Source organism: Nocardia sp. CC213A (assembly GCF_030766805.1).
Lineage (GTDB): Bacteria > Actinomycetota > Actinomycetes > Mycobacteriales > Mycobacteriaceae > Nocardia > Nocardia otitidiscaviarum.
Map to the genome: position 1 here is coordinate 63,663 of NZ_JASFXA010000008.1, position 15,502 is coordinate 79,164.

At 72.3% G+C, this 15,502-nt stretch carries 3 protein-coding genes; all 3 read left to right on the forward strand.

Annotation, left to right across the window (positions count from 1 at the left end):
- Positions 1-17 precede the first annotated feature (17 nt).
- The 3 genes from QJS31_RS16460 to QJS31_RS16470 are packed head-to-tail and all read left to right on the forward strand — an operon-like array spanning position 18 to position 15,501.
- Positions 18-13,724 carry a non-ribosomal peptide synthetase gene (locus QJS31_RS16460; RefSeq protein WP_306357081.1) on the forward strand — a complete coding sequence of 4,569 codons (13,707 nt, stop codon included), beginning with the start codon at positions 18-20 and terminating at the stop codon, positions 13,722-13,724.
- A complete protein-coding gene (locus QJS31_RS16465; RefSeq protein ID WP_306357082.1) occupies positions 13,721-14,695 on the forward strand; it encodes an ATP-binding cassette domain-containing protein in 975 nt (324 codons plus the stop codon). Before QJS31_RS16460 ends, QJS31_RS16465 begins: the two co-directional genes overlap by 4 nt.
- Positions 14,692-15,501, forward strand: coding sequence for an antibiotic transporter (locus tag QJS31_RS16470; RefSeq protein ID WP_282779489.1), 810 nt, complete (start codon positions 14,692-14,694; stop codon positions 15,499-15,501). Before QJS31_RS16465 ends, QJS31_RS16470 begins: the two co-directional genes overlap by 4 nt.
- Position 15,502: the final 1 nt, after the last annotated feature.

Here is a 15,502-nt window from a genome sequence, read left to right on the forward strand (position 1 = left end):
AGCACGCAGGACTGTTCATGGTTTCGAGTTCCGCCCTGTCCCCCGCCCCGGCCGGCGCCGCCACCGGTCCGGCCGCGCCCTTCCCGCTGTCCGCCGCCCAGCGCGGCATCTGGTTCGCCCAGCACCTCGCCGGTGACACGCCCGTCTCCATCGCCCAGTACGTCGAGTTCGTCGGCGCGGTGGACGTGGCGCTGCTGGCGGCGGCGGCCCGCCGGGCGGGTCAGGAATTCGGCACCGGCTATCTGCGGTTGCTCGAACTCGACGACCTGCCCTACCAGGTCGTCGACACCACGCTCGACGACGCCATCGACACGATCGACCTGCGCGCGTCGCCCGACCCGGAGGCGGCCGCGCACGCCTGGATGCGTGCGGAGTACACCGCGCCGCTGGACCCGCTGCGTGACCGGCTCTGCCAGGTCACCATGCTGCGGTTGGGCGAGGACCGCTGGTTCTGGTACTCGCGCTTCCACCACATCGCGCTCGACGGCGTCGGCGCGCTCACCATGCTGCAGCGCACCGGCGAGATCTACAACGCCGCCGCGGCGGGGCGCGAGATCCCGCCGGGCCGGGCCGAGGATCTGCGCGGGATCGTGGACGCCGATGCGGCCTACCGGAATTCGGACCGCATCGCCGCCGACCGCGAGTACTGGCGGGAGCATCTGACGGGGCTGGCCGAACCGGTGCGGCTGGGTCGTCACAGCGATGCGGTGGACGCCCATCCGCGGCTGCTCAGCCGCGCCCTGCCCGCGGAGACCGCCGCCCTGCTCGACGAGCTGGTGGCCCGGCTGTCCACCAGCGCCGCACCCGTCATCGTCGCCGCCTTCTCGGCCTTCCTGGGAGCGCTGACCGGTGCGCCGGAGATCGTGCTCAGCCTGCCGGTCTCCGGACGCACCACCGCCGCGCTGCGCCGCTCCGGCGGCATGATGGCCAATGTGGTGCCGCTGCGGCTGCGGCAGTCACCCACCCGCACCGTGGACGAGCTGATCCGCGCCACCCAGAGCGAGCTGACGGCCGCGCTGCGGCGGCAGCGGTACCGGCAGGAGGACATCGTCCGCGACCTCGGCTGGTCCATGGACGAGGTGGGCTCGTTCGGGCCGACGGTCAATCTCATGCTGGTGGACAGCCGCATCCGGCTCGGCGGTGTGACCGGGCGGCTGCACGTGCTCACCTCCGGACTCATCGAGGATCTGTTCGTCAACGTCTACCCCGGGGTGGGCGGCGAGAGCACCCACATCGACTTCCAGGCCAACCCGAACCGCTACGACGAGGCCGAGCTGGTGTCGCTGCACGGGCGGTTCCTGGCCTACCTGCACTCGTTCCTGGCCGCCGGACCGGATACGCGGCTGGCGGCGCTCACCGTGCTGGCCGACGACGAGCGCGAACTCGTCCCCGCGCGCGGACCGGCCGGGACCGCTGCCCGCACGCTGCCGGAGCTGCTCGAGGCCGGGGCGGCGCTCGATCCCGGGGCCGTGGCATTGCGTGCCCACGACACCGTGCTCACCTATCGCGAGGTGAGCGAGTACACCCGGCGGCTGGCCCGGGTGCTCATCGCCGCCGGGGCGGAACCCGAACGCGCCGTGGCGGTGTCGATTCCGCGCTCGGCGGAGTCGGTGCTGGCCATGTGGGCGGTGGCGCTGACCGGGGCCGCGTTCGTGCCCGTCGACCCGGACTATCCCGTCGACCGCATCGAGCACATGCTCGCCGACAGCGGCGTGGTGGCCGGGGTGACCGTCGCCGCCGCGCGCGGGGGGCTGCCCGACCGGGTGCGCTGGCTGGTGCTGGACCACGCGGACACCGAATCCGCCCTCGCCGCAGCGGATTCCACGCCGGTGACCGATGCCGACCGGCGCTCGCCGCTGCGCATCGACCAGCTGGCCTACCTCATCTACACCTCCGGCTCCACCGGGCTGCCCAAGGGCGTCGGCGTGACCCATCGCGGCCTGGCGAATCTGGCCACCGGCTCCGGCGCGGCCTTCGGTGTGGACGCGGGCGCGGTGATGGCGCACGCGGTGTCGCCGAGCTTCGACATCTCCGTGGAGGAACTGCTCGTCGCCTTCGCGGCGGGCGCGACCGTGGCCGTGGTGCCGCCCGCCGCCTACGCGGGTGAGGAGTTGGCGCGGGTGCTGCGCGCGCACGAGGTCACCCATCTGAATGTGACCCCGGTGGTGGCGGGTTCACTCGGACCGGAGACGCTGCCCCGGGTGCGCACGGTGGTGGTCGGCGGTGAGGCGTGCCCGCCGGAACTGGTCGCCCGCTGGGCCGGACGCCGGGTGCTCAACGGGTACGGGCCGACCGAGACGACGGTGACCGCCACCCTGAGCGCACCCCTGGCCGCCGGTGACCCGATCACCATCGGCGGACCCGCGCGCGGTGTCACCGCGGTGGTGCTGGATCCCTGGCTGCGGCCGGTGCCGCCCGGGTCGACCGGTGAGCTGTACCTCGGCGGCCCGGGTCTGGCGCGCGGCTATCACCAGCGCATCGGCCTGACCGCGGAACGATTCGTGGCGAATCCCTGCGCGGCGGGTGAACGCATGTACCGCACCGGCGATCTGGTGCGCTGGCGTGCGGTCGCCGGAACGTGGAGCCTGGAGTACGCCGGGCGCGGCGACACCCAGGTGAAGGTGCGCGGATTCCGCATCGAACTGGGCGAAGTGGATGCGGCGGTGGCGCGGCATCCGGGCGTCGAGATGGTGGTGACGGTCGGCGCGAACACCCCGGCCGGAGCGACGGCGCTGGTGTCCTACGTCCGCGCCGACCCCGCCGCGGCGGTCGATCCGGAGTCGGTGAAAGCCACCGTCGCGCAACAGCTTCCCGGCTACATGGTGCCGACGGCCATCATGGTGCTGGACGGCCTGCCGCTCACCCCGGCGGGCAAGGTGGACCGGAAGGCGCTGCCCGCACCCGATTTCGGCACCCGCGCCCGCGCCGGCCGCGCCCCGGACACGCCGCGTGAGCGCGCCCTCGCCGCCGTCTTCGCCGATGTGCTCGGACTGGACGAGGTCGGCGCGGACGACAACTTCTTCGCCCTGGGCGGCGACAGCATCGTCGCCATCCAGCTGGTGGCCCGCGCCAAGGCCGCTGGTCTGGGGCTGCGAGCCCGGGATGTGTTCGAGCACAAGACCGTCGCCGCCCTGGCCGCCGCCGCCACCGACGTCACCGCGCTCCAGGTGCGCGAACTCCCCGGCGGCGGCACCGGCCCGATCCCCCTCACCCCGATCGTGCACGCCATGCTCGAGCAGGGCGACACCTGGCCGCGCTTCGCCCAGGCCGCCCTGATCGACCTGCCCGCCGACCTCGACCGCACCCGCCTGGCCGCGGCGATCCACACCCTGGTGGACCACCACGACCTGTTGCGCAGCACCCTGATTCACCGCGCGAGCGACGACGCCGACGCACCGAACCGGCTCCCCTCACCATCCGGCGACGCTCTCGGAGCGCACGTACACCCCACGGGCGGCGGCGGAGCAGACACGCGCGACGTACCCGACGCCGTCGGCACGGGCGCACACGGGGAAACCCACGCCACCGATGCGGACCCGACGCCACGCGATACGGCCGACGCTTCGCGCGCGGCGGGCGACGGCAGCGTCGGCACCCCGGCGCAGCACGACTCCCGCCACAGCGGCCACCCTGCGTCCGCCCCGGCACCATCGGCGACCGGGCCGAGCACCGCGGGCACGGGCGACGCCACGGACGCCACAGGCGGCACGGACCGGGCAGGCGCGTGGGAGTGGCTGGTGGAGCCGCCCGGGGCGGTGGAGGCCGCGGCGCTCGTCGAGTACGTCATCGTCGCCGCCGACTCCGAGGCCGACGACGAGCAAGCCGCGTTGCGGCGGGCCGCCGATCTGCTCGATCCGGTGGCCGGGACGGTGGCGCGGTTCGTGGTCATGGAGCGGGCGGATGACGCGCCGCGGCTGTGGATGGTGCTGCATCATCTGGTGGTCGACGGGGTGTCCTGGCGGATTCTGCTGCCGGATCTGGCGCTGGCGTACGCGGGGGTGCCGTTGCAGCCGGTCGGCACCTCGTTCCGGCGGTGGGCGCACGGGCAGGTGGCCCAGGCCGCCGAGCGGGTCGGGGAACTGCCGCTGTGGCAGCGGATGGCGGCGACGCCGCAGGGCGAGTTGGGGTTGCGGGCGCTCGATCCCGAATTCGACACGACCGCGACCATGGGTCAGGTCGTCACCGTCGTCGACACCGAAACCGCCTCCACCGCATTGGAACTCATACCGGAGCGCTTCCACTGCGGCGTGGACGACGCCCTGCTCACCGCGCTCGCGCTGGCCTGGGCGCGCTGGCGCGACCGCACCGATACGCTGCTCACCCTGGAGGGGCACGGGCGGGAGGATGCCATCCTGCCCGGCGCGGACATCTCCCGCACGGTGGGCTGGTTCACCAGCGTCTACCCGGTGGCCCTGGAACTCGGCGAGATCGATATCGCCGAGGCGTTCGACGGCGGACCCGCGGCGGGCGCGGCACTCAAGGCGGTGAAGGAGCGGCTGCGCACCATGCCGGACAAGGGTGTCGGCTTCGGCATGCTGCGCTACCTCACCCCGGAGACGGCGGCCGCGCTCGCGGACGCACCCACCCCGCACCTGAGCTTCAACTACCTGGGCCGCACCGGAGCCGGTGGCGAAGGCGCTTGGCTGCCACGGCGTTTCACCGCCACCCAGGACGATCACGCACCGTTGGCCGCCGTGGTCGATGTCAATGCCCTGCACACCGCGGCCGGGCTGGAGGTCACCTGGGCCTACGCCGCGCGCATCCTCACCGACGCCCAGGTGCGCGAACTGGCGGACCTGTGGTCGCAGGCGCTGGCGGCGCTCACCGCGCACGCCCGCGGCGCCGGGGCGGGCGGGCACAGCCCCTCGGACTTCCCGCTGGTCGAGGTGCCCCAGGACCGGATCGACGCGTGGGAGCGCGACTACCCCGCGCTCACCGATATCTGGCCGCTGTCACCGCTGCAATACGGGCTGCTGTTCCACGCCCGCTACGACAACGACACCGCCGACGGCTACACGGTGCAGACCCGGCTGTCGCTGGCGGGCCGGGTGGACGCGCCCGCCCTGCGCGCCGCCGCCCAGACGCTGCTGGACCGGCACGACGTGCTGCGCGTCGCCTTCGTCGAGACCCCGGACGGGCCCCGGCAGCTGGTGCTCGGCTCCGCCGAGATCGCCTGGCAGGAAATGGATCTCACCCAGCTTCCGGAGTCGACCGATCGCCCACGCGAACTCGAACGCATCGTCGAGGTGGACGCGGGCACCCGTTTCGACCTGACCCGCCCGCCGCTGCTGCGCTTCACCCTGGTGCGCACGGGCGCCGAGGCGTACACGCTGCTCATGACCAACCACCACCTGATCCTGGACGGCTGGTCGACCCCGCTGCTGGTGCGCGAACTGCTCGCCGGATACCTCGCCACCGTCACCGGGCAGCAGGCCGGGCTGCCCGCGCCGCACTCCTATCGCGACTTCCTGGGCTGGCTGGCCGAACAGGACGACGACGCCTCACTGGCCGCCTGGCGGGAGGCGCTCGCGGGAGTGGACGGGCCGACCCGCGCGGTGCCCACCCTCGCGGATATCACCTCCACCGAATCCGGCACGGTAGCCGCGGATATCGACGCGCGGGCGCTGACCCGGCTGGAGGGCACCGTCCGCGCCGCCGGGGCCACGGTGAACACCGCCGTCCAGGCCGCCTGGGCGCTGCTGCTCGCCATGCTCACCGGCCGCACCGACGTGGTGTTCGGCGGCACCGTCTCCGGACGTCCCCCGCAGCTGAGCGGCGTCGAGGACATGATCGGACTGTTCATCAACACGCTGCCGGTGCGGGTGCGACTCGACCCGGCCGAACGGGTGGCCGATCTGCTGGCGCGCGTACAGGACGAACAGGCGCGACTGCTGGATCACCAGCACATCGGGCTGGCCGCCCTGCACCAGGCGGTCGGGCTGCCCGAACTGTTCGACACCCTCACCGTCTTCGAGTCCTATCCCATCGACCGCGAAACCCTCTCGCGGGCACTGGATATCGCGGGCATGCGCATCCTGGACGTATCCGGCACCGATGCCACGCCGTATCCGCTGAACCTCATGGTGATTCCGCAGCGCGACCGCGACGGCGCCGAATCCCTGCGCGTCTGCGTGAAATACCTGGCCGACCAGCTGCCCGAGGCCGGGGCGCGGCGGCTGCTCGACCGCTTCGTCGCCCTGCTCGACCAGATCGCCACCCACCCGCACCGCCGCATCGCCCAGCTCCAGCACTGCGATGCCGCCGAACGCCGGGCACTGCTACCGGTGCGCGGCGGCGATCCGGTGCCCATGCGCACCCTGCCGGACATCCTCGCCGCGGGCGCACGCGTCGACCCGGACGGCATCGCGGTGAGCGCGGGCAGCCTCACCATGTCCTATCGCGACCTGGACGCGTGGTCCAACCGGTTCGCCCGGGTGCTGCTGCGCCGGGGCGTGGGCCGCGAGGTCTTCGTGGTGCTGGCGCTGACCCGCTCGGTGGAATCCGTGGTGGCGGTGTGGGCGCTGGCCAAGACCGGCGCGGCGTTCCTGCCGCTGGACCCCAACTATCCGGTGGAACGCATCGAGCACATCCTCACCGACTCCCGCGCCCCCATCGGCGTGACGGTGTGCGCGGTCGGCGACACCCTGCCCGGTTCCATCGACTGGCTGCTGCTCGACGATCTCAACACCATCCGCCGCGCCATGACGGTCTCCGATGCGCCCGTCACCGACGCCGAACGCGGCGGACCCATCACCCTGGACCAGACCGCGTACCTCATCTACACCTCCGGATCCACCGGCAAGCCCAAGGCGGTGCTGCTGAGCCACCGGGGTCTGGCGAATCTCGTCGCCACCCAGCGGCACTCCCTGGATCTCGACGAAACGGCGAGCGCCCTCCAGGTGGCCTCGCCCAGCTTCGACGCCTCCGTGCACGAACTGCTCATGGCGCACGGTATGGGCGGGCGGCTGGTGCTGTCGCCGCCGGAGGTGTACGGCGGCGGCGAGCTGGAGCGGCTGCTGCGCACCGAGGGCGTCACCCACGCCGTCATCACCCCGTCGGTGCTGGCCACCATGGATCCGCGCGAGCTGCCCGCACTGCGCTGCCTGTCGGTGGCGGGCGAGGCGGTCGGCCCGGAGCTGGTGGCGGCCTGGTCGGCCGACCGGCGCATGGTGAACCTCTACGGCCCCACCGAATTCAGCGTGTGGGCCACTGGTCCGGGCGAACTGCGGGCCGGGGAGCAGATCACCATCGGCGCGCCGGTGCTCGGGGCGGGGGCCATGGTGCTCGACAGCTGGCTGCGTCCGGTGCCCCTCGGTATCACCGGTGAACTGTATCTGTCGGGCCCGCAGCTGGCGCGCGGCTACTTCAACCGCTTCGCGCTCACCGCCTCGCGATTCGTGGCCAATCCGTACGGCGCCCCCGGGGTGCGCATGTACCGCACCGGCGATATGGTGCGCTGGATCGAGGTCAAGGGCCCGCAGGGTCCGGCCCTGGAGCTGGAGTACCTGGGGCGCAGCGACTTCCAGGTGAAGATTCGCGGGCTGCGCATCGAACTCGGTGAGATCGACGCGGTGCTGGCCGCCGACGAGCAGGTGGAATACGCGGCCACCGTGGGACTTCCGGGTCCGACCGGCGACACCGTGCTGGTGTCGTATGTGGTGGCCGCGCCCGAGCTCGAGCGGGCGCTGGACACCGAGGGGCTGCGCACCCGCATCGCGGCGGCCCTGCCCGGCTACATGGTGCCGAGCTACCTCGTCGAACTCGACGACGTCCCGCTCACTCCGGTGGGCAAGCTGGACCGGAACGCCCTGCCCGCACCGGATTTCGCGACACTCGCGCAGCGGTACCTGGCCCCGCGCACCCCGGTGGAGACCGCGGTGGCGGCCGTCTTCGCGGAGGTGCTGGGCGCCGACCGCGTGAGCATCGACCGTTCCTTCTTCGAACTCGGCGGCAATTCGCTCAGCGCCACCCGGGTGGTGGCACGGGTCAACGCGGCGCTGGGATCCACGGTGGCGCTGCGGGATCTGTTCGACGCGCCAACGGTGGCGCAGCTGTCGGCGCGCGTCGTCCCGGCCGCGGGCACCGCGCCCGACCGCCCCGCCCTGGCCCCGCGACTGCGGCCGGATCGGGTGCCGCTCTCCCCCGCCCAACAGCGCATGTGGGTGCTCAACCGCCTCGATCCCGACTCGGCGGCCTACAACATCGTCGCACCGCTGCGGCTGACCGGGGAACTGGACGTCTCGGCGCTGCGCGCGGCCGTGCACGATGTGATCGGACGGCACGAGACGCTGCGCACCATCTATCCGGCCGACGCCGACGGACCACGTCAGGTGGTGGTGAGCGTGGACAGCGCCGCACCCGAGCTGACCGTGGTCGAGACCGAAGACGGTGCGCCGCTGCGGGATCGGATCGACGAACTCGCCGGGAGCGGATTCGATCTGATCCGCGAGGCCCCCGTGCGGGTGGGCCTGTTCCGGGTGCCGACCGCCCACGTCGTCGTCCTGGTCGTGCACCACATCAGCGCGGATGGCGCGTCCATGGCCCCGCTGGCCGCCGATCTGGTGACCGCCTACCTGTCCCGGATCTCCGGCGCGGACGCCGCGCTGCCCACTCCGCGCGTGCAGTACGCCGATTACGCGCTGTGGCAACGGGATCTGCTCGGAGCAGAGGACGATCCGCAGTCGCTGGCCGGCCGCCAGCTCGGCTACTGGCGTGAGCGGCTGGCCGGGATTCCGGATGTGCTGGAGTTGCCCGCCGACCGCCCGCGACCGGCGGTGCAGAGCATGCGCAGCCGGGACCTGCCGTTCACCCTGGACACCGAGACGCACACCGCGCTCGCGGCGCTGGCGGGCACGACCGAGACCAGTCTGTTCATGGTGGTGCACGCCGCGTTGGCGGTGCTGCTGGCCCGGCTGGCCGGAACCTCCGATGTGGTGATCGGCACCGCTGTCGCCGGTCGCGGGGAGGCGGCCCTCGACGAACTCGTCGGCATGTTCGTGAACACGGTCGCACTGCGGACCCGGGTGGACGCGGACAGCGGCTTCCGGGATTTCCTCACCGAGGTGCGCGACACCGATCTCGATGCCTTCGCCCACGCCGACGTGCCGTTCGAACGCCTCGTCCAGGTGCTGGAGCCCGCGCGGTCCACGGCGCACGCACCGGTGTTCCAGGTATCGCTGTCGGTCCAGAACTTCACCGCGCCGGAACTGGAATTCCCCGGCCTCACCGTCGCCGTCGAACCGGTGCGGCGCGACGGCTCGCAGTTCGACCTCACCGTCGAGTTGCTGGAACGGAAGGCGGAGGGTGAACCGGCCGGAATCGACGGCACGCTGACCTACGCCACCGACCTGTTCGATACGGCCACCGCCGCCCTGCTGGTGTCGCGCTGGCAGCGGGTACTGGCCGCCGTCGTCGCCGACCCGGACATCCGGCTGTCGGACATCGATCTGCTCGACGACACCGAACGCGCGGCCCTGGTGCCGGTGCGCGGCCCGCGAACCGTCGGAATCACCTCCCTCGCACAGGTTCTCGTGGCGACCGCCGCGGCGCACCCGGACCGACCGGCCGTCGTCGCCGACGGCCGCACGCTCACCTATGCGCAGCTGAACGCCGCCTCCGACGCACTGGCCGCCCGGCTCGCCGAACGCGGAGCCGGACCGGAAAAGGTTGTCGCACTGGCGCTGTCACGCGGCGCGGCGCTGCTCACCGCACTCTGGGCCACCGCCAAGGCCGGGGCGGCGTTCCTGCCCGTCGATCCGCGCCACCCCGTGGACCGCATCGAGCACATGCTCGCCGACTCCGGGTGCGCGCTCGGCCTCACCACCACCGCGCACCGGCCGCTGCTGCCCGCCGCCACCACCTGGCTGCTGCTGGACGCCCCGACCGACGACCCCACCCCGAACGGGGGCGAATACCTCGCGGCGACGCATCCCGACAATCCCGCCTGGCTCATCTACACCTCGGGCTCGACCGGCACACCGAAGGGCGTCTCGGTCTCACACCGCGGTATCGCGGACCTGGTGGCCGCCCAGCGCGAACTGCTCGACCTGGACGAACACGCCCGCGTACTCCAGGTGGCCTCACCAAGTTTCGACGCCTCCGCCTTCGAGGCGCTGATGGCCTTCGGATTCGGCGGCGCCGCGGTGGTCGCCGCACCGGAGACCTTCGGCGGGACGGCGCTGGCCGAACTCATCGCCGCCGAACGGGTGACGCACCTGGTGATCACGCCGTCCGCGCTGGCCACCATGGACCCGGAGGCGGTGACGACGGTGCGGGTGCTGGCCGTGGCCGGGGAGGCGATCAGCGCCGAACTGGTGGAGCGCTGGACGCCCGGACGCACCCTGGTGAACCTGTACGGTCCGACCGAATTCACCATCTGGGCAACGGCTTCCGAACCGCTGCGGGTGGACGCTCCGGTCACCATCGGCCGACCGATCCGCGGCGCGGGCACCCTGGTGCTCGACGACCGGCTGCGCCCGGTGCCGCTCGGGGTGGCCGGTGAGCTGTATCTCGCCGGGCCGGCCCTGGCGCGCGGCTATCACGCCCGGCCCGGGCTGACCGCGCAGCGGTTCGTGGCCGACCCGTACGGCGCGCCGGGTGACCGCCTGTACCGGACCGGCGATCTGGTGCGCTGGGTCGGCTCCGCCGCGGCGCCGCGGCTGGAGTATCTGGGCCGCACCGACTTCCAGGTGAAGGTGCGCGGCCAGCGCATCGAACTCGGCGAGATCGACACCGTACTGGGACGTGCCACGGGTGTGGAATTCGCGGTGACACTGGGCGTTCCGGGTCCCGGCGGGGCCACCGCCCTGGCCGCCTACCTCCTGCCCACCCCGGGCGCGGACCTCGATGTGGCCGCGCTGCGCGCGCACGCCGCCGACGCCCTACCCAGCTACATGGTGCCCTCGGCCTTCGTCCTCCTCGACCACGTGCCGCTCACCGCCGTCGGCAAGCTCGACCGAAAAGCCCTGCCGCCCCCGGTGTTCGAGGCGGAGACGGAGTACCGGGCGCCCGGCACGCCCACCGAGGCGGCGCTGGCCGGGGTCGTGGCCGAACTGCTGGGCCGGGAACGGGTCGGCGTGCACGATTCGTTCTTCGCCCTCGGCGGTGACAGCATCCTCGCCATCCAACTGGTGTCGCGGGCCCGGCTGCACGGACTGGAACTCACCCCGCTACAGGTGTTCGAACACCGCACCGTGGCCGCGCTGGCCGAGATCGCCGACGCCGCCGACACGGCGGTCGTGCTGGCCGAGCTGCCCGGCGGCGGGGTCGGCGACATGCCGCTCACCCCGATCGTGCGGTGGATGACCGAACGCGGCGGCAGTTTCCACCGCTTCGCCCAGACCGCCGTGCTGGAACTGCCGGTCGGCATCACCCGGACACAGCTCGTCGCCACGGTATCGGCCGCGGTGGACCGCCACGACATGCTGCGGGCGCGACTGGAACGCGACGGGGACGACTGGCGGCTGTCCACCCGCGAGCCGGGCGCGGTCGATGTCGACGCGCTGGTGCACCGCATCGAGTTCGGCGCCGCCGCCGATTCGGTCGAGCTGCGCGAATACGCGGTCACCGAGGTGGATGCCGCCCTCGACCGGCTCGATCCGGCGGCGGGCCGCGTGCTGCAACTGGTCTGGCTGGACCCCGACGCTCCGGAACGGGCGGGACGACTCATCGTGGTCGCCCACCACCTCGTGATCGACGGGGTGTCCTGGCGCATTCTGGTCCCCGACCTGATGGCGGCCTGGGCGCAGATATCGGGCGGGGCCACCCCCGTACTGGCCGAACCGGGCACCTCCATGCGCCGCTGGGCGCACGCACTCGCCGAGGAGGCCCGCGGCGGCGACCGGGTCGCCGAACTCGACCACTGGCGCACCGTCGCGGCCACCCCCGACCCGCCGCCGGGTGGACGTGAACTCGACCCGGCCGTCGACCGTGTGGACAGCGTGCGCGCGGTCGAGATCGAACTACCGGAACCGACCACCACCGCCCTGCTCACCACCCTGCCCGGACTGTTCGACGGGAGCGTGGAGGACGCGCTGATCGCAGCCTTGACGCTGGCGGTGCTGCGATGGCGTTCCGGTGAGTCTGCCGCGGGAGATCGGGCACGGCCATCGTCCGACGAGCGGAAGGATGCAAGCCGCACGGCCGGAGCACAGGACGTGAGCCGCGCCGACCGCCGCACAGTGAGCCAGGCCGAGTGGCCACGCGGGACCGACCATGCGACGACCGCCAGCACGGACCCGACCGCGCCGAACCACCCCGCGGCGGCTGTCTCCTGCGCGCCGGAGCACTCCGTCCTCATCCGTATGGAAGGCCATGGGCGGCAGCAGGAGATCGTGCCGGGGGCGGACCTGTCCCGCACCGTCGGCTGGTTCACCAGCGTCTATCCGCTGCGGCTGGAGCTGCCGGGCATCGACATCGACGATGCCCGCACCGGTGGACCCGCCCTGGGCGCGGCCATTCGCGCGGTCAAGCATCAGTTGCTGGCCGTCCCGGACAAGGGCGTGGGCTACGGCCTGCTGCGCTACCTGAATGTCGATACCGCACAACATCTTCCGCATCGGGTGCCCGGCCGCATCGGTTTCAACTACCTGGGCCGCTACGCCGCCGCGGATATCCCGGCCGGGCTGGAGGGGCTCGGCTGGCTGCCCACCGACGAATTCGGGGACCTGCACGCCACCGAGGATCCGGGGGTCGCCGTCACGGCCGAGCTCGAGATCAATGCCGTGGTGGTCGGCGACCGGTTGCAGGCCAGCTTCTCCTATCCCGCAACCCTGCTGGGCAGCGATGCGGTGGCGGCGCTGGCCCGGCTGTGGAGCGACGCGCTCACCGCCGCCGCGGCCTTCGCCGACACCCCGGCGGCCCGGGAGGCGGCGGCGGACGAGGCGCGCTACCTCGCCGACCGCGCGGCCGAAGCCACTGCCGCCCAACCCGATTCGACGCCGGGGCTGGGACTCGACGTGGTGCTGCCGATCCGGCCCGGCGGCACCGAACCGGCGCTGTTCTGCATCCACCCGTCCTCGGGTATCGCCTGGACCTACCTCGGGCTGGCCGACGCCCTGGCCCCCGGGCGGCCCATCTACGGACTCCAGGCCCCCGACCTGTCCGGGGAGCCCGCCGCCGCCGACATCGACGACTTCGCGCGCCGCTATGTGCGCGAGATCCGCCGCCTGCAACCGGAGGGCCCGTACCACCTGCTCGGCTGGTCCTTCGGCGGGCTCATCGCGCACGCCGTCGCCACCCTCCTCCAGCAGGAGGGCGCGGAACTCGGCGTACTGGCCCTGCTCGACGCCGACACCGCCGATATCGACGGCGACAGCATCGAAAAACTCAGCGCCGGAGCGTTCATCGCCACCTTCGGCCACGTCTTCGGCATGACCGATATCCCGGCCGAGGCCAGCGCCGAACAGGCGGCGGAGCTGATCCGCGACCGCATGGGCGGGGTGAACCTGGTCGACGCCGCCACCCTGGAACGCATGGCGGCCTCCTACAATGCCTCCGCCCGCACCCGCACCGGCTACCGGCGACCCGTATTCCACGGCGACGCACTGTATTTCCACGCCACCGTGGACACCTCGGAGATCTTCGGACCCGACGGCTGGCGACCGCACATCACCGGCGACATCACCCGCGTGGACATCGAGGTCAGCCACGACGAACTCACCACCCCGGAAGCGTTGGCGACCGTCGCCCGCGTCCTCGACCGACATTTGGGAGGCAGGCCATGAGCAGCGGCGGAGTCGTCGTCGAAGGCGTCGAGAAATCGTTCGGCAGCGTCCGGGCCCTGCGCGGCATCGACTTCGAGGCCGCGCCCGGCGAGGTGCTCGGCATCCTCGGACCCAATGGCGCGGGCAAGACCACCACGGTGAACATCCTGTCCACCCTCATCGCCCCCGATGCCGGACGGGCCGTGGTCGCCGGACACGATGTGGTGGCCGAGGCCGCCGCCGTGCGCCGGGGCATCATGCTCACCGGACAGTTCGCCGCCCTGGACGACGCCCTCACCGGCTACGAGAACCTGGTCATGTTCGGGCGGCTCATGGGCTTGCGCAAACGCGCCGCCCGCGCCCGCGCCGACGAACTGATCGGCGAATTCGACCTCACCGCGGCCGCCGGTCGCCGCGTCGGCACCTACTCCGGCGGTATGCGCCGGCGCATCGACATCGCCTGCGGGCTGGTGGTGCGGCCCGAGGTGGTCTTCCTCGACGAACCCACCACCGGACTGGATCCCCGCAGCCGCCAAGGGGTCTGGGATCTCGTCGGCGGCTTCCGCAAACACGGCATCACCACCCTGCTCACCACGCAGTACCTGGAGGAGGCCGACGCCCTCTGCGACCGCATCATCGTCATCGACCACGGCGTGGTCATCGCCGACGGCACCGCCGACGAACTCAAATCCCGCACCGGCGGCAGCTACTGCGAGATCGTGCCGCTGCGCTTGGAGGATCTCGCGGCCATCGTCAACGCACTCGACAGCCTGGTGCCCGCGTCGAGTCGCCAAGCCCTGACCGGCGATTCGGACCGACTGGCCATTCCGGCCCCGGACGGCGCGAAAACCCTCGCCGAGGCGCTGCGCCGACTCGACGGCGCGGGTATCGAACTGGTGGACATCGCGCTGCGCCGCCCCTCGCTCGACGACGTATTCCTCAATCTCACCGGACATCTCGCCGAGGCCGACACCGCGGAGGCCCGATCGTGACCGCCGTCAGCAGCGTCCGCGCCACCCCCGCCACCCTCCAGCAGTGGTGGGTGCTGAGCGTGCGGCTCATCGTGCCCGCCGTCAAGAGCGGCGACATCCTGAACATGGTGTTCGCGCCGATCGTGTTCACCATCAGTTTCTATATTCCGCTCAACCGCCTGATGTCCTTCGCGGGCACCGGATTCAGCAGCTACGCACAGTTCATGGCCCCGATCGTGATCCTGCAGGCCGGATCCTTCGCCGCCATCTCGGCCGCCTTCCGCGCCGCCACCGACGCGGTGTCCGGACTCGACCGGCGCTTCGACGCCATGCCCATGCACCCGCTGGTCCCCACCGCGGCACGCATGTCCGGCAATATCTTCCGCCTGCTCGTCGCCCTGACCGCGGCGCTGATCGCGACCCATGCCATCGGCTTCCGCTTCCACGGCGGGCCGCTGCACACGGTCGGCTTCCTGGCGCTGGGCCTGCTCATCGGCATCGCCTTCTGCTTCGGCGCGGATGTCATCGGCACCGCCGCCAAGAGTCCCGAGGCCACCACCCAACTGCTGGTGCTGCCGCCGCTGATTCTCGGCATGCTCTCCACCGGCCTGGCCCCGGCCGACCAGTTCCCGGACTGGGTGGAACCGTTCGTGCGCAATCAGCCGGTCTCGCAGTGGGCGTACGGGCTGCGCGCCCTCGGCGGCGACAGCCTGGGCAATGCCGGTGCGGTGACCTGGTCGGTCATGGGCCCGCCGCTGCTCTGGGCGCTGGCCATCATCGCGGTCTCGCTCGTCTGCACCGTTCGGCTCAACACGCGGAGGTCGTGAC